The sequence below is a fragment of the Phenylobacterium sp. genome (assembly GCF_031412415.1).
Classification (GTDB): Bacteria; Pseudomonadota; Alphaproteobacteria; order Caulobacterales; family Caulobacteraceae; genus Phenylobacterium.
In genome coordinates this window covers 1-18,819 of sequence record NZ_JANOCX010000021.1, presented here as the reverse complement: position 1 = coordinate 18,819, position 18,819 = coordinate 1, and the positions used below count along the sequence as shown (strand labels likewise).

17 protein-coding genes are annotated in these 18,819 nt (G+C 69.1%); 13 read left to right on the top strand and 4 right to left on the bottom strand.

All coding sequences use genetic code 11. From position 1 onward, the window contains the following. Positions 1-40: 40 nt before the first annotated feature. The 10 genes from pgi (at position 41) to RMO04_RS01020 (ending at position 8,830) form a co-directional block, all read left to right on the top strand. A complete protein-coding gene (pgi, locus tag RMO04_RS01065) occupies positions 41-1,651 on the top strand; it encodes a glucose-6-phosphate isomerase (protein ID WP_309642947.1) in 1,611 nt (536 codons plus the stop codon). 14 nt (positions 1,652-1,665) lie between these two features. Further along, on the top strand, positions 1,666-2,529 hold the full coding sequence (locus tag RMO04_RS01060) for an SDR family NAD(P)-dependent oxidoreductase (protein WP_309642946.1): 864 nt from the start codon (positions 1,666-1,668) through the stop codon (positions 2,527-2,529). Then, a complete protein-coding gene (locus tag RMO04_RS01055) occupies positions 2,526-3,272 on the top strand; it encodes an SDR family oxidoreductase (protein ID WP_309642945.1) in 747 nt (248 codons plus the stop codon). The genes RMO04_RS01060 and RMO04_RS01055 overlap by 4 nt, the downstream gene beginning before the upstream one ends. Positions 3,273-3,387: 115 nt before the next feature. Then, a complete protein-coding gene (locus RMO04_RS01050; RefSeq protein WP_309642944.1) occupies positions 3,388-3,795 on the top strand; it encodes a nuclear transport factor 2 family protein in 408 nt (135 codons plus the stop codon). Continuing rightward, a complete protein-coding gene (locus tag RMO04_RS01045) occupies positions 3,792-4,193 on the top strand; it encodes a MerR family transcriptional regulator (RefSeq protein ID WP_309642943.1) in 402 nt (133 codons plus the stop codon). The genes RMO04_RS01050 and RMO04_RS01045 overlap by 4 nt, the downstream gene beginning before the upstream one ends. Before the next feature lie 296 nt (positions 4,194-4,489). Then, positions 4,490-5,959, top strand: coding sequence for a histidine--tRNA ligase (gene hisS / locus RMO04_RS01040; RefSeq protein WP_309642942.1), 1,470 nt, complete (start codon positions 4,490-4,492; stop codon positions 5,957-5,959). After that, on the top strand, positions 5,956-7,083 hold the full coding sequence (locus RMO04_RS01035; RefSeq protein WP_309642941.1) for an ATP phosphoribosyltransferase regulatory subunit: 1,128 nt from the start codon (positions 5,956-5,958) through the stop codon (positions 7,081-7,083). Before hisS ends, RMO04_RS01035 begins: the two co-directional genes overlap by 4 nt. Then, positions 7,080-8,030 carry an ATP phosphoribosyltransferase gene (gene hisG / locus RMO04_RS01030; protein WP_309642940.1) on the top strand — a complete coding sequence of 317 codons (951 nt, stop codon included), beginning with the start codon at positions 7,080-7,082 and terminating at the stop codon, positions 8,028-8,030. The genes RMO04_RS01035 and hisG overlap by 4 nt, the downstream gene beginning before the upstream one ends. Before the next feature lie 372 nt (positions 8,031-8,402). Beyond that, a complete protein-coding gene (locus RMO04_RS01025) occupies positions 8,403-8,564 on the top strand; it encodes a hypothetical protein (RefSeq protein WP_309642939.1) in 162 nt (53 codons plus the stop codon). 8 nt (positions 8,565-8,572) lie between these two features. Next, on the top strand, positions 8,573-8,830 hold the full coding sequence (locus RMO04_RS01020) for a hypothetical protein (RefSeq protein ID WP_309642938.1): 258 nt from the start codon (positions 8,573-8,575) through the stop codon (positions 8,828-8,830). A 4-nt stretch (positions 8,831-8,834) separates the two neighbouring features. Here the strand turns inward: RMO04_RS01020 and RMO04_RS01015 are convergent, their stop codons facing one another. Both RMO04_RS01015 and RMO04_RS01010 read right to left on the bottom strand, forming a co-directional pair. Continuing rightward, the gene (locus RMO04_RS01015) at positions 8,835-9,122 is read right to left on the bottom strand and encodes a DUF1905 domain-containing protein (RefSeq protein WP_309642937.1); all 288 of its coding nucleotides are present in this window, start codon (positions 9,120-9,122) and stop codon (positions 8,835-8,837) included. 216 nt (positions 9,123-9,338) lie between these two features. Beyond that, positions 9,339-10,658: a PA2928 family protein gene (locus RMO04_RS01010; protein WP_309642936.1), complete on the bottom strand. Its 1,320-nt coding sequence runs from the start codon at positions 10,656-10,658 to the stop codon at positions 9,339-9,341. 282 nt (positions 10,659-10,940) lie between these two features. Here RMO04_RS01010 and RMO04_RS01005 point away from each other — a divergent pair, with 282 nt between their 5' ends. Next, the gene (locus RMO04_RS01005; RefSeq protein WP_309642935.1) at positions 10,941-11,879 is read left to right on the top strand and encodes a DUF2268 domain-containing putative Zn-dependent protease; all 939 of its coding nucleotides are present in this window, start codon (positions 10,941-10,943) and stop codon (positions 11,877-11,879) included. Positions 11,880-11,884: 5 nt separating this feature from the next. Here the strand turns inward: RMO04_RS01005 and RMO04_RS01000 are convergent, their stop codons facing one another. Further along, positions 11,885-13,927, bottom strand: a complete 2,043-nt coding sequence (locus tag RMO04_RS01000) for a M13-type metalloendopeptidase (RefSeq protein ID WP_309642934.1) — start codon at positions 13,925-13,927, stop codon at positions 11,885-11,887. 112 nt (positions 13,928-14,039) lie between these two features. Continuing rightward, the gene (locus RMO04_RS00995) at positions 14,040-15,671 is read right to left on the bottom strand and encodes an AMP-binding protein (RefSeq protein ID WP_309642933.1); all 1,632 of its coding nucleotides are present in this window, start codon (positions 15,669-15,671) and stop codon (positions 14,040-14,042) included. A gap of 184 nt (positions 15,672-15,855) precedes the next feature. Here RMO04_RS00995 and RMO04_RS00990 point away from each other — a divergent pair, with 184 nt between their 5' ends. Next, positions 15,856-17,646 (top strand): cation:proton antiporter, encoded by a 1,791-nt coding sequence (locus RMO04_RS00990; RefSeq protein WP_309642932.1) that lies wholly within the window; start codon positions 15,856-15,858, stop codon positions 17,644-17,646. 531 nt (positions 17,647-18,177) lie between these two features. Next, on the top strand, positions 18,178-18,819 hold a 642-nt coding region (locus RMO04_RS00985; protein WP_309642931.1), incomplete at its 3' end, for an outer membrane beta-barrel protein.

Sequence of the window (18,819 nt, the reverse complement as noted above, 5' to 3'; positions counted from 1 at the left end):
AACGCGTCGCTACCGTTGGAAGAGGGCCGAACTTAGCCGCATGCTCAAAGCCGCCTGGTCCCGTCTGGAAGCCGCCGCCCACAACGCCCGCGACCGCCGCATCGACAGTCTGTTTTCGGCCGAGCCCGACCGGGTGGCGGCCCTGTCGCTGGAGGCCGCCGGCCTTTACCTGGACCTATCCAAGCAGCCCTGGTCGAAAGCCGATCTCGCCGTCGCCCTGGACCTCGCCCGCTCCGCCGGGATCGAGGCCGCCCGGGACGCCCACTTCGCCGGCGCCGTGGTCAACGCCTCGGAGGGGCGCGCGGCCCTGCACATGGCCCTGCGCGCCCCGCCCGGCGCGAACTTCAAGGCTGACGGCGAGCCGGTCTCGGCGGGCGTCGACGCCGTCCGCGACGCTATGCGCGCCTTCGCCGACGCGGTGAACTCAGGCGCCAAGCGCGGGGCCACGGGCAAGGCCTTCAAGTCCATCGTCCACATCGGCATCGGCGGGTCGGACTTCGGACCCCGCCTGGTCTGGGACGCCCTGCGTCCGCTGGCGCCGGCCATCGACCTGCGCTTCGTGGCCAATGTGGACCCGGCCGACATGGCTCTGGCGCTCAACGGCCTGAATCCGGACGAGACCCTGGTCGTGGTGGTCTCCAAGACCTTCACCACCCAGGAGAGCATGACCAACGCCCAGATCGCGCGCCGCTGGCTGCGCGCCGCGCTGGGCGGCGCGGGTGACGCCCATCTCATCGCGGTCTCCGCCGCGCCGAAGGAGACCGCCGCCTTCGGCGTCCCTGCCGATCAGGTGTTCGGCTTCGGCGAGTGGGTGGGCGGTCGCTACTCCGTCTGGTCCTCGGTCGGCCTGTCGTGCGCCATCGCGCTCGGTTGGGAGGCGTTCGAGAGCCTGCTGGCCGGCGCCCACGCCATGGACCGCCACTTTCAGACCGCGCCGCTCACGGCCAATGCCCCGGTCCTCCTGGCGCTAGCCCACATCTTCAACCGCAACGGCCTGGATCGCCCTGTCCGCGCCGTCGTGCCCTACGCCCAGCGCCTGCATCTGCTGCCGACCTTCCTCCAGCAGCTGGAGATGGAGTCCAACGGCAAGCAGACCACGGCCACCGGTGTCCCCGTCTCGCGCGCGACCTCGACCACGGTGTTCGGCGACGCCGGCACCAACGTCCAGCACGCCTTCTTCCAGATGATGCACCAGGGGACCGACATCATCCCCATCGACATCCTGGCGGTTCGCAACGCCTCCGAGGGCGAGCCCGCCTCTCAGGCCAAGCTGCTGGCCAACGCCATCGCCCAGGCCGAGGCTCTGATGGTCGGCAAGTCCGAGGACGCCGTCCGCGCCGAGCTGTCGGCCAAGGGGATGGCGCCGGGCGACATCGACGGGCTGGCGCCGCAGAAGACCTTCCACGGAAACCGGCCCTCCAGCTTCATCCTGCTGGACGCACTTACCCCCCACGCCCTGGGCGCCCTGCTGGCGCTCTACGAGCACAAGACCTTCGTCGAAGGCGTGCTGTGGGAGATCAACTCCTTCGATCAATGGGGCGTGGAACTGGGCAAGAGCCTGGCCGTCGCCGTCCTCAAGGAGCTGGAAGGCGGGGCGCCGGGCGCGCATGATCCGTCCACAGCCGACCTGATCGCGCGCCTTAAATCATAATACGGGGAAAAGTCATGGAAGACCTGAAAGGCAAGACCGCCTTCATCACTGGCGGGGCCAGCGGCCTGGGCCTGGCCATGGCGCACGCCTTCGGCGAGGCGGGCATGAACGTCATGCTGGCCGACATCGAGGAAGCCCCGCTCGCCAAGGCCGTGGCCGATCTCGAGGCCCGCCAGATCCGGACGGCCAGCGTCATCTGCGACGTGGCCGACCGCAAGGCCGTCGAGGCCGCCGCCGCCAAGACCATCGAGGCGTTCGGCAAGGTTCACCTGGTGGCCAACAACGCCGGCGTCGGCGTCGGCGGGCCGGTGGGCGACGTCAAGCCCGCGGACTGGGACTGGATCGTCGCGGTCAACCTGATGGGCGTGGTCTATGGCACGGAGACCTTCCTGCCGCTGATCCGCAGCCACGGGGAGGGGGGCTGCATCGTCAACACCGCCTCCATGGCCGGGCTGATCTCGGCCCCGGGGATGGAGCCCTACAGCGCCACCAAATACGCCGTGGTCGCCCTGTCGGAGGGCTGGCTGCGCCAGCTCGCGCCCGAGAACATCCACGTGGCCGTCCTCTGCCCCGGTTTCGTGAAGACCAAGATCAACCAGTCCGGCCGCGCCCGTCAGGCGCAATACGGTGGCCCGGTGGTCAGCGAGATCGTCCAGAACTCCTTCGTCGACAACGGCATCGACCCGGAGCGCGTCGGCAAGCGGGTGCTGGAGTCGGTGCTCGCCAAGGACCCCTACATCTTCACCCATCCCGACATGCGCGCCTTCGTCCAGGGCCGGTTCGCCGCCATCATGGCCGGGTTCGACGCCGCCGACGCCAGCCCCGCGCTGGAGGGCATGGACTACAGGACCCCGACCCTGACCCCGGCCGACTCATGACCATCCTGGTCACCGGCGGGACCAAGGGCATCGGCCTGGCCATCGCCAAGCGCCTGGCGGCGGTCCACGGGCGGGTCACATTGGCCTATCACAGCGACGAAGCCGCCGCGCAGGCGGCTCGCGCCGAGATCGCCGCCACAGGCGCGGCTGTCGAACTGGTCAGGGCCGATGTCGGAACGATCGAGGGCTGCGCCGACCTGATCGCCCAGGTCGAGGCCCAGGGCCACGGTCTCAGTCACATCGTCCATTCCGCCGCGATGATCTATCCCACCACCCTGCTGGGCGCTGACCTCGTCCGCTTCCGCCAGGCGGTGGAGACCAACGGACTGTCGCTGCTCTACCTGGTTCACGCCGCCCAGCACCTGTTGGGGCGAGGGTCCTCCGTGGTGTTCATCACCAGCATGGGCGCCCGCATTCCCTCGACCAACTACGGCGCCCTGGGCGTCGGCAAGGCGCTGGCCGAGGCCATCGTCCGCTACCTGGTCGCCGAGCTCGCCCCGCGCGGCGTGCGGATCAACGGCGTGGCGCCGGGCCTGGTCCACACCACATCCGTCGCCGCCATGGTGGGGAGCGAGGAAGCCGCCCAGTCGGTGGTCGACCGCGCCACCCGGTCAAACCCGTCCGGCCGCGCCAGCCGCGACAGCGACTACGCCTCCCTGGTGGAATACCTGCTCTCCCCGGACGCCGAGTTCATCCAGGGCCAGGTCATCGCCGCCACAGGCGGCGTCGGCGTCATTGGGTGAGGCCTTGGATGGGGGCGGAAAACCACCAGCAGGCGTCCCACGAAATCAGCCTATTGACCTAGAGCACGCTCTAGGATGTTCCCTCCGTCACTGGTGCAATCCGGAGACCAGTGAGATGCGAAATATCGAGAACAAGGAAATCGTCGCCAAGGCGATGGAGGCCCTGGCGAAGGGCGACAATAGGCCGTTCTACGAGGCCATGGCGGAGGACGTGATCTGGCGTCCGATGGTCGGAGGGGTATGGGGCGACGTGCAGCACGGCCGCGAACAGGCGCGGGATAACCTGTTCGCACCGCTCCGAAAGCAATACGCCAGCGCCTACACCAACACCGCCACCAACATCTTCGCAGAGGGCGAGGCCGTGATCGTCGAGGCGCAGGGTGCGGTGACCCTGAAGTCCGGCAAGGCCTACAACAACCGCTACTGCTTCGTTATCGAGATGGCGGACGGCAGGATGAAGGAAGTCCGCGAGTACCTCGATTCCGCGCTCGCCGAGGCCGTGCTTGAGCCCCTGTCGGCGTGAGCGTTCGCTGCCATATCGGACGCTTCGCCCAGCTCGTGGATCGAAGCGTCCATACGATCCGCTGGTATGAGGCCCAGGGCCTCATACCAGCGGTCGGCCGTGACGCCGGAGGACGCCGGGTCTACGAAACCGAGCACGTCGAGCACCTGCTGTTCCTGGAGCGTATGCGCCGCACGGGAATGTCGGTGGCGGAGATGCGTCGGCTGACCGAGCTTTCGGTACAGGGTTGGCGCACCCTGGAGGCGCGCAAGTCGCTGTTGAAGGACCACCGCGCGGCGATCGAGGCGCAGATCGCCGATCTCAAGGCCGCCGCCCACGACATCGACGCCAAGGTCGCCTTCTACGACGAGTGGGCCAGGAACAAGCGCCGGCCTCGCCCGGAGCGTGGGTCGGCCTAGGCTTTCGAGGCCGCGGCGGGGCCGACCGACTCGCCTTCTTCACACATTGGCGCTAGAACCCCGCTCGCAATGACTAGGGTTTCGCACCATCACGGCCATCACCATCCGACCTCGCATAGCGGGATCGGCCGGGATCGCATGGCCTAAGCGACCCCCGCCCGAGCCTCCCGCAGATGCGGATGGGGCTCGTGCGACAGCTCCATCCGTCACCCTTACGACCTAAGGACCAAGACGATGGACCTCTCCGTTTCCTCCCGCGCCTTGCCGCGCATGCGTTCAGCCTTTAGGCGGACGGCATGACCGACGCACCTCGCCCCGAAGCTCGCGCCCCGCGCGGCTTCAACGACCGCCGCGCCCGCGACCTGGCCGCCGAACGCCAGATCCTGGAGAAGGTGTCGGCGGTCTATGAGCGCTATGGCTTCGAGGCCTTCGACACCGGGGCCTTCGAGTATGCCGACGCGCTCGGCAAGTTCCTGCCCGACGCCGACCGTCCCAACGAGGGCGTCTTCGCCCTGCAGGACGACGACGAGCAGTGGATGGCCCTGCGCTACGATCTGACAGCGCCGCTGGCCCGGTTCGCGGCGCAGAACTGGGAGACCCTGCCCAAGCCCTTCCGCCGCTACGCCTTCGGCACGGTCTGGCGCAACGAGAAGCCCGGGCCCGGCCGCTTCCGCGAGTTCACCCAGTGCGACGCCGACACCGTGGGCTCCGCCCGCCCGGAGGCCGACGCCGAGATCATCGCCATGGCCGTCGAGGGCCTGGAGGCCGCGGGCCTTCCGGCCGGATCGGCGGCGATCAAGATCAACAACCGCAAACTGTTGAACGGCCTGCTGGCCACGGCCGGGGTCGCTGACGACGGTCAGAAGCTCGCCGTCCTGCGCGCCGTCGACAAGCTGGACCGCCTGGGTCCCGAGGGCGTGCGCCTGCTGCTGGGCGAGGGCCGCAAGGACGAGTCCGGCGCCTTCACCAAGGGCGCGGGCCTCAACACCGCCGGCGCCGAAGCCGTGCTGGCCTTCGTCGCCGCTGGGGCCGGCGGCCGGGTCGAGACCCTGGACCAGATCGCCAACATCATCGGCGGCTCGGCGGAGGGCGACGCCGGCCTGGCCGAGCTTTCGGCCATTCATCAAGCGCTGGGCGCCATGGGAGTCGGCCCCGACCGGGCCATGTTCGACCCCTCCATCGTGCGCGGCCTGGAATACTACACCGGCGCGGTCTTCGAGGCCGAGCTGCTGCTGGAGACCAAGGACGACAAGGGCGCCCCGGTCCGCTTCGGCTCCATCGGCGGGGGCGGGCGCTACGACGATCTGGTGGCCCGCTTCACCGGCCAGCAGGTTCCGGCCACCGGCTTCTCCTTCGGGGTCTCGCGCCTGGCCTCGGCCCTGCGCGCCGCCGGCCGCGACCTCGCCGCCGACGCCCGCGGCCCCGTGGTGATCATCGCCTTCAGCCCGGACGACATGGCCCACTACTTCGCCGCCGCCGGCGAACTGCGCGCAGCGGGTATCGCCGCCGAGGTCTATCTGGGCTCGTCGGGCATGCGGCCGCAGATGAAGTACGCCGACCGCCGCATGTCGCCGGCCGCCGTCATCCTGGGCGGCGACGAGATCGCCGCCGGCAAGGTCACGATCAAGGACCTGGACCTCGGCCGTCAACTCGCCTCGGGCGTCACCGACAACGCCGAATGGCGCGAGCAGCGTCCGGGCCAGATGGTGGTCGATCGCGCTGATCTGGTCGCCACGGTCCGCAAGATCCTGGATGTCGCCAAGTGAAGGCCGAACCCACCGTTCCATCTTCCGCGCTCGCCGCCATCCACGCGCCCTTCGAGGCCCTGGGCGCCGAGCCCGTCGACGCCCCGATCCTGCAGCCGCTGGGCCTGCTGCTGGACCTGGCCGGAGAGGCCATGCGCGCGCGGCTGTTCGTGGTCCAGGCCACGGGCGGGGAGGAGACCTGTCTGCGCCCCGACTTCACCGTGCCCGTGGTGCGCCAGCACCTGGACAGCGGCCGCGAGGCCGGACGCTACTACTATGAGGGCAAGGCCTTCCGCGCCGCCCTGGGTTCCGACCAGCCCGACGAGTTCCGCCAGATCGGCCTGGAGCGCTTCGACGCCGCCGACGGCGACGCCGTGGCCGCCGACGCCGAGATCGCGGCCCTGGCCTGGGCCTCGGCCGTGGCGGGCGGTCGCGACGACCTGACCTTGCACCTGGGCGACATCGCCCTGTTCGGCGCCTTCGTTGACAGCCAGGACTTGGCGCCGCCGCTCGCCGTCCGCCTCAAGCGCGTCGCCGCGCGCCCGCGCCTCCTGGCCGCCGAGCTCGCCCGCGCCGGAACGCAGCCCGCCCCGGACGACAGCGGCCGCCTGGCCGACCTGCTGGCCGGCCTGTCCGAACCCGACGCCGCGAGCCTGCTGGAAGAGGTCTGGTCCCTGGCCGGCGTCGAGCCCGTCGGCGGCCGTGGCGCGCCCGAGATCGCCCAGCGCCTGATCCGGCGCGCCGAAGCCGCCCGCGCGCCCGCGCTCACCCTGGACCAGGCCGACGCCGTCCGCCGCTTCCTGGCCGTCGATGATGCGCCGGCCGCCGCCTTCGCCGCCGTTCGCGCCATCGCCGGAAAGTCGCCCCAACTTGAGGCCGCGCTTGAGGGATGGAGCCGGCGTCTGGCCCTGCTGGGCGAGGTTCCGGCCGATCGCATCCGGTTCGCCACGGCGCTCGGCCACGCCTTCGACTATTACGACGGCCTGACCTTCGAGGTCCGCTCGGCCGCCCTGACCCCAGACCGCGCCGTGGCCGTCGGTGGTCGCTATGACGGATTGCCCGCGCGGCTGGGCGGCTCGGCGGCGGCCAAGGCCGTGGGCTGCATGGTCCGGCCCTGGCGGGCCTGGGCGGGAGGCGAGGCGTGAGCGACCCCCTGATCGTCGCGGTCCCCTCCAAGGGCCGGCTCAAGGAACAGGTCGAGGCCTGGCTGGCCGACTGCGGCCTGTCGCTCTCGGTCACCGGCGGCTCGCGCGGCTACATGGCCGAACTCAAGGGCGCGCCGGGCGTGCAGGTGCGCCTGCTCTCGGCCGGCGACATCGCCGAGACCCTGGATGCCGGCGAGGTCCATCTGGGGATCACCGGCGAGGATCTGCTGCGCGAGCGCGGCGGCGACGTCGACGCCCGCATCCTGCTGCTCCGGCCCCTGGGCTTTGGCCGCGCCGACCTCGTGGTGGCCGTGCCCAAGAGCTGGCTCGACGTGGAGACCATGGCCGATCTGGAGGAGGTGGGCCACGACCTGCTGGCCCGCACCGGACGGCGCATGCGGGTGGCCACCAAGTATCTCGTTCAGACTCGAACCTTTTTCGCCCGCCATGGTGTGGCCGACTACCGGATCACCGAATCCGGCGGCGCAACCGAGGGCGCGCCGGCCGCCGGATCGGCCGAATTGGTGGTCGATATCACCACCACCGGGGCGACCCTGGTGGCCAACGGCCTGAAGATTCTGTCCGATGGGGTGATCCTAAAGAGCCAGGCCCACCTGACCGCGTCCCTGCGCGCCGACTGGAGCGGCGGGCGCCTCGCCGTGGCGGAAGCCTTGCTGCGCACCATCGAGGCCCGCGCGGTGGCCCACCAGAGCGCCATCCTCACCTGGCCCGCCGATCCCCGGGACGCCGACCTGGTCGAACGGCTGGTGAATCAGGGGGCCAGTCGGCGACCGAACGGACTTCTGACTCCGGCGGGAAAGATCGCTGAGACATCGCTCGCCCTCGCCGCGGCGGGAATCGGTCCGGTCACGGCCACCAGCCCCGACTTCGTCTACGAAACGGGTTGTATTTCCTACGCGGCGCTACTGTCGCGGGTCGAGAATTGACGCAACTGTCAAAAAGAGTCGCGTTGCACAAGAGAAACGCGGCGATCGGTCGCTCTTGATCAAAATTTACCCTGTACGCCGATTTCGATCCATTGACTCGGGTCAGAAATTGCCGTTTTCTCAGTCCTGCGAGAGACATGGCGGCGTAAGTCTTCCAGTCTCCGGCGTTTCGGGGAGGAAACGCCCGCTCAATAAGAGCGACTGCTCAAAATATGGCCCGCTGCGATTATCCCCCGCAGCGGGCCAAATTTTTGCCCGACGCTATTTTTGACTCAAACGTCAAAAACGATAGCGACACGCCGCCACTGGCTTTTCGCCGGCAGTACGCGCTAGGAGACGGCGGGGCCGACGCGGTCTCCGAGAGCACCAGCCATGGCCAAGACACCCAACTACCAGTTCGAGAAGAAAGAGCGCGAGCGCGCCAAGGCCAACAAGGCCGCCGAGCGGGCCGACGCCAAGCGCGAGCAGCGCGAACGCGCCCGCGCCGAGGCCGCCGGCGAGACCCCGCCCGACTCCGAACCCAGTGAAGATTGAGATCGAACATGCAGCACGGCGTCGTATTCAACCATGAGACCGTGTCCCTGGACGGCGAGAGCTTTTCGGGTTGCGAGTTCCGGGACTGCCGCATGGTCTATGCTGGCGGCCCGCCGCCCGTCTTCCGCGACTGCCGCTTCGAGGGCTGCGACTGGAAGATGGAGGACGCCGCGACCCGCACGCTCGCCCACCTGAAGGCGATGTGGAACGTGGGCGAAAAGGGCCCGGTCCAGGCGCTGATCAAGGAAGTCACCGTCGCGCGCTGACGGCCTAGCCGAGGCGCTCTTCCAGCCGGACCTTGATCGTGTCGCCTGGGGTCTTGCCGAGGCGCTTGGCCAACTGGGCGCGCACCGGGAGTTTGTGCGTGCCGTTCCCAAGCGCCATGAAGGCGCTTTGGAAGGGCTGGCCGCCCATGTCTCCGCGCACCTTCACCAAGCCCTTAGTCCCGAAGAACTCGGCCGATTGTGGCCAGATCACGTAGGTCCAGCCGCCAGCCGCGCCGCTCTTGAGCAGAACCGCCTCGAAGGTGACGTCCAGCGGGTTCGATTTGTGTGTCATCGTCCTGAATCTCCTGCCAACGCCCCAAGGACGATTGACCGCCCGCCCAGACGACAGCCGGCGTGAAGAATAGCCGACGGTCCTGAGACGGACGGTCAGGTCGTCGAGGAGATCGGGCTGGGGTGCGCCTCAGGACCCTGGCCCACCTGCGGCCATGTGGAGCGTCGGCGAGAAGGGCCCCGTCCACGCGCTCATCAAGGACGTCACCGTCTCGCGCTAGTCGACCTTGGCCGCCTCGGTCGAGGAGGGCGGAATGTCCTGCGGCTCGGTGGCCTTGATCCTGAAGCCGTAGGTGTTGATCGCCCCCGTGGCGTAGTCGATCGCCATGAGCTGTCCGACGCTCTCCGGGCGTTTCTCCCGGCCAAACAGCGGCGGCTCGTCGCGCCGGCCGTAGATCGCCACCGACCGCTCGCCCGGCATGACAGCCTCCAGCGCCGTCGCCGGCAGGTCGACGGTCCACAGCGGCTTGCCCAGCGGCCCCGACACCCGCGTCAACCTGAACCGCCCGCCCTCGCCCAGCCGGTCCTTGTGCAGCACCAGCACGCTGTCGGGATTGAACAGCAGGATGGGCGTGTCGTGGCAGCAGCGGTTGTCCTCCAGCAGGCCGGCGGTCAGGAACTCCGGTCCCTCCGGCAACGGCTTGAAGTCGGCGAACGTCGGCCTCGGCCCGAAGAAGGTCTGGGTCTTGCCGATGCGGGCGCTCCAGACCCGGGCGCGGGGATAGCGCTCGGGATCGACGCCGCCGATGGCGCCGGCCTTGCGGAACGACTCCACCTCGGGCTCGGCCAGCAGGCCGAGCCACATGGTCCCGCCAATCGCCAGGCCACGGGTATAGAAGGCCCACGACCCATTGCCCCCCGCCGTGTCGGCCGGCATGGCGATCCCCGGCCTCGCCGGCGCCCGCTGGGCGTCGATGTCCAGCCGTGGTCCGTCGGGCGCGCTGGCCGAGCCCTGGCCGGTCATCCGCCAGTCGCGTCCGTCGGCGGCGGTGAAGGACAGGCCCTGGGGGTCGAAGCGGAAGTACTGTTCCTCCGCCGGCACGACACCCTTCAGCGCCGGGTTGGCGGCTTCCAGGGTCGCGGCGTCGGCGACCCGGCTTCCGTCCTTGGGCGACAGGCCCACCAGGCTCTTGCCGTCCAGCAGCCACAGGACGCCGCCTTGCACGCCCAGGATCTTGCGGCCCATGTTCGAGCCGCCCCGCTCGTCGGCGACGCGCGAGCGCCAGACCGGCTTGGCGCTCAGAGGATCGAACGCCCAGACGTGCACAAACAGCCGCGAATAGGATGTCCCGCTGCGGTTCGTGCGCGACCGGAAGGTCCGCCATTGGCTGGTCATCAGGTAAACCCGGTCACCCGCCGGGGTGACCGCCCGGACCGGCTCGCCGACCATGCTGGCGGGGCTGGGGACCACGCCTGATCCCCCGGCGACGATGAACCACACGCCCCCGGCGATGGCGGCCAGAACGGCGACAGCGGCCAGGACGCCAAGCGGTCGGCCTTTGCGCGGCGGCGTCTTGGTCACGATCGGTTCGGACATGGCGGCCTCCCGCCACGAGCGGACCATGGCCGCGCGCGGCGGGCAACAAATTCAGCGCACGGGGCGGTCCTCGCAAGAATTCTGGTTTCACCGGAACGACCGTTTGGACGCCCAAGGTTGGCCGAGTCGTCGTGGAGAACAGGCTAGGCGACGGCCGCGCCGGGGCCACCGTACCTCCCGATTGACCGCTCGATCCGAGGCCTCAAAAAGCGATTGACCGCGAGCGACCGAAGCGAGATTTCGGTCGCGTTTCCCCAACCCGCGAACCCGGACTTCGATCACGTGTCCCCAGTCCCGAAGGCACGCGCCCTGGCGGCGTCGGCGATCGTTATCCTCGCCGCCGCCGCCGGCCCGGCCTGGGCGCAGTCGGCGCGGCAGGCAGTGATCGTCACCGACGATGTGACGCGGTTCTACAAGGTCTATGACGCGGCCGGCGGCCGGCCCACCGCCGAGCAGCTCGACCGCGACTACTTCGCCAAGGGCTCCGACAACCTGCGCCATTTCGCCAAGGTGCGGAACGTGACCGGGACGCGGATCGCCGACACCCTGCGGACCCGCCCGGAGATCTACGTCGCCGCCCGCCGCTGCCTCGCCGTCCTGCCGGCCGTGAAGCGGCGGCTGACGACGGCCTTCGCCAAGCTGGCCCGGCTCTATCCCGAGGCCAGGCTCGCGCCGGTGGCCATCGTGGTCGGTCGCGGGCGGCCGATCGGCATCGCGGACTCTGCGGGCGTCAGCATGGGCCTGGAGGCGTTGTGCGCCGCCGAGTTCATGCACCCAGACCTCGCGGCCCGCTTCGTCCACACCATCGCCCACGAATACGGCCATATCCAGCAGGCCGACGCGAGCAAGGACATGGCGCCGGGCGATCCGGACGCCACCGTGCTGCGCATGTCGCTGATGGAGGGGACGGGGGAGTTCGTCGCCGAGCTGATCTCCGGCCAACCCGGTAACCACCAGCACCGGGCCTGGACAAGGGGGCGGGAGGCGGAGATCGAGGCCGCCTTCGTCGCCGACCAGGACAAGACCGACCTGTCGGCCTGGCTCAACAACGGTCCTGGCACGGCGGACAAGCCCGGCGACCTCGGCTACTGGGTCGGCCACCGCATCGTGAAGGCCTACTACGACCGCGCCCCGGACAAGCTCCAGGCGCTCCGCGACATCTTCGAGATGTCAGACCCCAAGGCCTTCCTCGCCGCCAGCGGCTGGCGTCCGGCGTCCTAGGATCGTCACCAGATCCTGACCCGGTCCGCCGGCGCAACATACATGCCGTCGCCGGGCTTCACGCCGAAGGCCTCGTGGAAGGCGTCGATGTTCTTCACCGGCACCTGCACCCGGTACTTGGGCGGGGCGTGGGGATCGCTGACCAGTTGCTGGCGCATGCGGTCGTCGCGGTACTTGCCCCGCCAGACCTGGGCCCAGCCCAGGAACACCCGCTGGTCGCCGGTCAGGCCGTCGATCACCGGGGCCGGCTGGCCCTTCAGCGAGATGTGGTAAGCGTCCAGCGCCAGCAGCAGCCCGCCCAGGTCGGCGATATTCTCCCCCATGGTCAGATCGGGATTGATGAAGGCGCCGGGCAGGACCTCGACGGCGGCGTACTGCTTGCCGAACTTCTTGGCCTGGGCGTCGAACTTGGCGGCGTCCTCGGCGGTCCACCAGTCGGTGAGCTTGCCGTCGCCGTCCGATTTGCGGCCCTGGTCGTCGAAGCCGTGGGTGATCTCGTGGCCGATCACCCCGCCGATGCCGCCGTAGTTGATGGCCGGGTCGCCCTCGGGATCGAAGAACGGCGGCTGCAGGATGGCGGCGGGGAAGACGATCTCGTTCTTGGTCGAGGCGTAGTAGGCGTTGATGGTCGGCGGGGTCAGCGCCCATTCGCTGTCATCCACCGGACCGCCCAGCCGGACCGCCTGGCGGTCCCACTCAAAGGCGTTGGCCCGCTGAATGTTGCCGTAGAGGTCGCCGTCCCTGATCTCCAGGGCCGAATAGTCGCGCCATTTGTCCGGGTAGGCGATCTTGACGCCGAACTTGGAGAGCTTCTCCTTGGCCTTGGCCTTGGTGGCCGGACCCATCCAGTCCAGCTTCTCGATCCGCGCGCCCATGGCGGTGCGGATATCGGCCACCAGGACCTCCATCTTCGCCTTGCTGGCCGCCGGGAAGTAGGCGTCGACATAGAGCTTGCCCAGCGCCTCGCCGACGTTGTTGTCGACGGCGACCACCGCCCGCTTCCAGCGAGGCTGCTGCACGGGCTGGCCGGAAAGGGTCTTGGAGCGGAACTCGAAATTGGCCTGGTCGAAGGTCTTGGACAGATAGGGCGAGGCCTGGTCGACCAGGTTGAAGGCCGACCACGCCTTCAACGTGTCCATCGGGGTCTTGGCGTAGATCGCCGCGATCTTCGGAAGGGCCGTGTTCTCGACCACGATCACCCGGTCGGTCTTCAGATGCGCGCCGTCGAGATAGGCTTTCCAGTCAAACCCGGGCGCGTAGGCGGCCAGCTTGGCGACCTCGTAGGGATTGTAGGTCTTGTCGCGGTCGCGGCGCTCGGCGCGGGTCCAGGAGACCTTGGCGATCTCGGTCTCCAGGGCGACGATGGCCTTGGCGTTCTCCGCCGGCTTCTCCCAGCCGGCCAGGGTCAGCAACTTGGCGACATAGGCCTCGTAGGCGGACTTCTGCGGCGCGAACTTGGCGTCCAGATAGTAGTCGCGGTCGGGCAGGCCGAGGCCGGCCTGGAACAGGTAGGCCGCGTAGGTCTCCGGATCTTTTGAGTCGTCGTGCACATAGGACCCGAAGAACGAGCCGCCGAACTTGCGCGCCGTCGCGCCCATGTGGCCGGCCATCTGGTCATGGGTCTTGAGGGCCGAGATCGCCGCCAGGTCGCCGGCGAGAGGCTTGGCGCCCAGGGCCTCCACCCCCGCCTCGTCGACGAAGGCGCGGTAGAAGGCCCCGATCTTGGCCTCGCCGCCGGTGGCCGCCGTGTTGGCGGCGGCCTTCTCGACCACCGCGCGCATGCGGTTCTGCGACAGCTCGTTCAGCACGTCGAAGGCGCCGTAGCGCGAGCGGTCGGCCGGGATCTGCAGCCGGTCCACATAGCCGCCGTTGGCGTAGTCGTAGAAGTCCTTCGACGGCGCGATCGCCAGGTTGCGGCCGGCGGCGTCGAAGCCCCACGGCCCCATCCGCGGCGCTTGGGACAGGTCGGGAGCGTCGGCGGCCAGGGACGGGGCGGCCGCGCAGATCAGGACGACGGCGGAGGCCGCGCCGAGCCAGAGGGTCTTCATCGAATTTTCCGTGCCTTCTTAAGGTCTTGGGGTCGCGCGACCCTGGACCGCCCCCGCCCCCCGAGGCACGTTACTTTTTGTTTAGGCGCCGGATGACGCTCGGCACGACCCCCTACGCCGTCGCCGACAGGGCCGCGATGGCCTCGGCGCGGATGGCCTTGTAGTCCAGCTTGCCGTTCGGCGCCCGGACCACCGGCGCCAGCACCAGTTCGCGCGGCGCCTTGTAGTCGGCCAGCAGGCTTTTCACATGGGCCGCCAGGTCCGCCAGCGAGGGCTTGGCCTCGCCCGTGAAGTCGACCACCGCGCAGATGCGCTCTCCGAATCGCGGATCGGGCACGCCCACCACGGCGGCGTCGCGCACGCCGGCGAACCGCTTCAGCGCCTCCTCGACCTCCTCGGGGAAGACCTTCTCGCCGCCGGTGTTGATCACCTGCGAGCCGCGGCCCAGCAGGGTGATGGAGCCGTCGGCCTCCACGGTCGCCCAATCGCCGGGCACGCTCCAGCGCGTCCCTTCGAAGGTGCGGAAGGTCTTGGCCGACTTCTCTTCGTCCTTGTAGTAGCCGACCGGGGTGTGGCCGCCGACCGCGACCAGGCCGCGCACGCCCGAGCCTGGCTGCACCCGCGCCCCGTCCTCGGTGAACACCGCCGCGTTGGGCCCGGTGGCGAACTTCGCCGTGCCGGCCGCCGCCCCGCCGCCCGAGGTGGAGGCCGCCAGGCCCAGCGCCTCGGAGGAGCCCAGGGAGTCCATCAGCATGATGTGCGGCAGGTGCTTCAGCAGGCCCTGCTTGTTCTCCGCCCCCCACATGGCGCCCGACGAGATGATCCGGCGCAGGGAGGGCAGGGTCCAGCGGCCGGGATTGGCGTCCAGGGTCTCCAGCATCGGGGCGGCGAAGGCCGGGCCCACGATGATCAGGCCCGAGACCCCCAGGCGGTCGACCTCGTCGAACAGGTGGGCGGGATCGAACCGGCGCGGAACCAGGGTGGCCACGGCGCCGCCCGAGATCAGGGTCCCGAACGAGATGAACTGGCCGGTGGCGTGCATCAGCGGCGCCACCGGGATGGTGATCGCCAGCGGCAGGCCCGAGGCGGCGTTGGCGGTCGCCCGCGCGCCGGCTTCCTCGACGCTCTCCAGGGCGGGCAGGCCCAGCAGCAGGTTGGCCCCGCCGCCCAGGGCCTTGAACAGGTCCTCCTGGCGCCACATCACACCCTTGGGCATGCCGGTGGTGCCGCCGGTGTACATGATCAGCAGGTCGTCGGCCGAGCGGCCCCAGGGCGCCTCGAACCGCTCGGCGCCGGGCGCGACGATGGCGTCATAGTTGGCGGCCCAGGCGGGGACCGGGAAGCCGGGCTCGGCCACGGCGACCCAGGTCTTCACCTTGGGCAGGCGCCCGCGCACCTTGTCCGCCATCTCGGCGAAGGAGGCGTGGAACACCACGGCCTCGGCGTCGGCGTTGTCGAAGAGGTAGGTCAGCTCCTCGCCGCCGTAGCGATAGTTGGTGTTGAACGGCGCCAGGCCGGCCTTGAAGGCGGCGTAGTAGCTCTCGAGATACTCCGGGCCGTTATAGAGATAGGCCGCGACCTTGGACTGCCGGGATAGACCGGCGCCGACGAAGTGGGCGGCCAGGGCGTTGGCGCGGCGGTCGAAGTCGTTCCAGCTCAGGCTGCGGTCCCCGTGAATCAGGGCCGGGCGGTCGGGCGTGGCGCGGGCCACCGATTCCCACAGGTTGGCGTAATTCCAAACCACGGCGTTCCTCCATCATTCTTAAAATATGCGGGGCATAGGCGATAAGAGCAGTGCCGCTGTCAACGCCGCGGACCCCTTGTTTCAGCCCGGAAATCGAACGGTCGCGGAGCCCTGGGCGGCGCCTGCAGGGTTACGCTAGACCGCGATGCGCCCCATACTGCGCCTCACCCCAGAAGGAGAGCGCATGGAAGGCCACGTTTCGCCCGGCGAGTACAAGGACGTGATCCTGTTCCTGGCCACCGCGGGCGTGATCGTGCCGCTGTTCCGACGCTGGAAGATCAGCCCCATCCTGGGCTTCCTGGGGGCCGGTGTGGTCCTTGGGCCCTACGGCCTGGGCGCCCTGTCGACGACCTATGGCTGGCTCGCATACGTGACGATCGACAACCCCGACGAACTGGCCCAGCTCGCCGAGTTCGGGGTAGTGTTCCTGCTGTTCATGATCGGGCTGGAGCTGTCTTGGGAACGCCTGCGCCTGATGCGCAAATGGGTGTTCGGCCTGGGCGCGCTGCAGGTCACCGTGTGCCTTGGCGTCATCGCCGCCGCCGCCCTGGCCCTGGGCCAGCCGCCCGCCGCCGCCGCCGCCATCGGCGCGGCGCTCGCCCTGTCGTCCACCGCCGTGGTCATGCAGATCCTGACCGAGCACAAGCGCCAGCACTCGGCCGCCGGACGGGCGACCTTCTCCGTGCTGCTGTTCCAGGATCTGGCCGTGGCTCCCATCCTGGTCACCCTGGTGATCCTCGGCCGGGGTGCCGACGGAGAGACCTTCTCGCCGCGCCTGCTGCTGGCCTTCGCCCCCGCCCTGCTGGGGGTGCTGCTGCTGGTGGTCTTCGGCCGCCTGCTCCTGCGGCCGATGCTGAAGTCGGTGGCGCGGGCCAAGAGCGAAGAGCTGTTCATGGCCGCCTGCCTGCTGGTGGTGATCGGGGCCGGTCTGGTCAGCGCCCTCACCGGTCTCTCCATGGCGTTGGGCGCCTTCATCGCCGGCCTGCTGCTGGCCGAGACCGAGTACCGCCACGAGGTCGAGGTCACGATCGAGCCGTTCAAGGGCCTGCTGCTCGGCCTATTCTTCCTGTCCGTCGGCATTGGACTGGACCTGTCGCTGCTGTCGGCCCAGCCGCTGCTCATCCTGAGCATGGCCGCCGGGGTGATCGCCTTGAACCTCAGCGTGGTCTTCGGGCTCAGCCGCGCCTTTGGCCTGCCCTGGCGGGGCGCGCTCGAGGCGGGCCTGCTGCTCGCCGGCGGCGGCGAGTTCGCCTACGTCATCCTCTCGTCGGCCATGGGCGAGGGCATCGTCGCCCGTCCCATCGGCCAGACCATCCTGGTCGCCTCCACCATCTCGATGATGTGCATTCCCCTGCTGGCGGCCCTCGGCCTGCGGCTGGGCGGCCGCAAGACCGCCGGCCAGGGCGTGGTCGCCGAACCGCCGATCCTGGACGAGCAGCCCGAGACCCCTCGCGTCCTGGTGGTGGGCTATGGCCGGGTCGGCAAGCTGGTGGGTGACATGCTGGGCCGCCACGACATCGCCTGGGTGGCCGCCGAACGGGACGCGCGCCTGGTGGAGAGCGGCCGACACGCCGGGGACGCCATCTTCTACGGCGACGCCTCGCGCTCGGAGTTCCTCAAGCGGTGCGGCCTGGAGACCGCCCCGGCCCTGGTGGTGACCATGGACGCGCCGGAGGGGGTCGAAGCCATCGTCGCCACCGCGCGCGAGATGCGCCCCGACCTGATCATCGTCGCCCGCGCCCGCGACGCGCGCCAGGCGGCCAGGCTTTACGAACTGGGGGCCACCGACGCCGTGCCCGAGACCGTGGAGGCCAGCCTGCAGCTCTCCGAGGCGGTGCTGGTGGAGATCGGCGTGCCCATGGGCCTGATCATCGCCTCGATTCACGAGCGCCGCGACGAGTACCGACAGGCGCTGAATCGGCCCGAAGCCCTGGGCGGGCGGACCCGTCGCTATCGGCGCACGACAGAATCATGACGCAGTTTCGCCCCGCCATGGTGAAGCAAAAGCGTCACCATCCGCGATCAAGTAAAATCTGGTGAAATTGGATTGGAACCAAACAGGCCGCTTGCCGTTGTGCCGGTCGAAGCGTGAGGGCTAGCACGCGGCTTTCATGGGGCTTGAATGTCAACGGTCACGGAAGAGTTACGCGTGGGAGCGACCCCGCGAGCTGCGACTCTGTGGCGGATTTACAAGCATATCCAAGGATTTCGACCGGCGAAGCGTGCGAAAGCGGCGTCTCTGTTCAGGTTTGCGGCAAGCCCTGCTAACGAATTCGCAGCGAACGAGGCGTACCAGGCGCTTCGCTCGTGGCGCGAAACGGGGGGCTTACGTCTCCCGCCGAAGTTGCTTGCTTCGGGGATTTTCAGTAGCGTCCTGGTGTGAGTTCGTGGGGTTCGGGATATTGCCGAGAGTGTTGCTCCTGCGACACTTTCGCTATGCTTCGGCCTTGATATAACAGTGCTGAGGCGTAAGGCCGCGGCAAAGGGCAATGAGAGGGCTCTGAATATGAAATTCAAACTTCTGGCGGGAGCCGCCCTGGCGGCTGTGTTCGCCGCGTCGGGCGCGTCCGCCCAAGACGCTGGCTGGTACGGCGCCGTCGATCTCGGCTACCACTGGCCCGAAGGCATGGACGCTCAGTCGTCCAACAATTCGGCTGCGGGCACGCCCTACAGCTGGGACTTCAATCAAGAAGAAGATTGGACCGGCTTCGCGCGTCTCGGCTATCAGCTGAACGAGCATTGGCGCGTTGAGCTGGAAGGCGGCTACCGCCCCGGCGACATCGAATCGATCCGCGGCGGCGCCAACAACGCCATCCTCGGCCTCTGCACCGCCGGCGTGACCCGCAGCGCGGCCTCGCCCGTTTGCGGCTCGCCCGCTGGCGAGATCGAGTCCTGGACCGTCATGGGCAACGTCATTTATGACTTCGCCCCCGGCTCGATGATCAACCCCTTCCTCGGCTTCGGCGTCGGCATCAACCACGTGTCGATCGACACCGTTGGCCAGTTCTCCAGCGTGTCGGGCGCCATCACGGCGGCCAACCCCGCCTTCCAGAACCTGACCATCGACGACGACGACACGGCCCTGGCCTACCAGCTGATCGCCGGTGTGGCTTGGAAGGCGACCGATCGCCTGAACGTCGACCTGACC

Excerpts from the sequence above, each read along its gene's own strand:
- pgi (WP_309642947.1), top strand. The coding sequence starts at position 41 with ATGCTCAAAGCCGCCTGGTCCCGTCTGGAAGCCGCCGCCCACAACGCC.
- RMO04_RS01060 (WP_309642946.1), top strand. The coding sequence starts at position 1,666 with ATGGAAGACCTGAAAGGCAAGACCGCCTTCATCACTGGCGGGGCCAGC.
- RMO04_RS01055 (WP_309642945.1), top strand. The coding sequence starts at position 2,526 with ATGACCATCCTGGTCACCGGCGGGACCAAGGGCATCGGCCTGGCCATC.
- RMO04_RS01050 (WP_309642944.1), top strand. The coding sequence starts at position 3,388 with ATGCGAAATATCGAGAACAAGGAAATCGTCGCCAAGGCGATGGAGGCC.
- hisS (WP_309642942.1), top strand. The coding sequence starts at position 4,490 with ATGACCGACGCACCTCGCCCCGAAGCTCGCGCCCCGCGCGGCTTCAAC.
- RMO04_RS01025 (WP_309642939.1), top strand. The coding sequence starts at position 8,403 with ATGGCCAAGACACCCAACTACCAGTTCGAGAAGAAAGAGCGCGAGCGC.
- RMO04_RS01020 (WP_309642938.1), top strand. The coding sequence starts at position 8,573 with ATGCAGCACGGCGTCGTATTCAACCATGAGACCGTGTCCCTGGACGGC.
- RMO04_RS01015 (WP_309642937.1), bottom strand. The coding sequence starts at position 9,122 with ATGACACACAAATCGAACCCGCTGGACGTCACCTTCGAGGCGGTTCTG.
- RMO04_RS01010 (WP_309642936.1), bottom strand. The coding sequence starts at position 10,658 with ATGTCCGAACCGATCGTGACCAAGACGCCGCCGCGCAAAGGCCGACCG.
- RMO04_RS01000 (WP_309642934.1), bottom strand. The coding sequence starts at position 13,927 with ATGAAGACCCTCTGGCTCGGCGCGGCCTCCGCCGTCGTCCTGATCTGC.
- RMO04_RS00990 (WP_309642932.1), top strand. The coding sequence starts at position 15,856 with ATGGAAGGCCACGTTTCGCCCGGCGAGTACAAGGACGTGATCCTGTTC.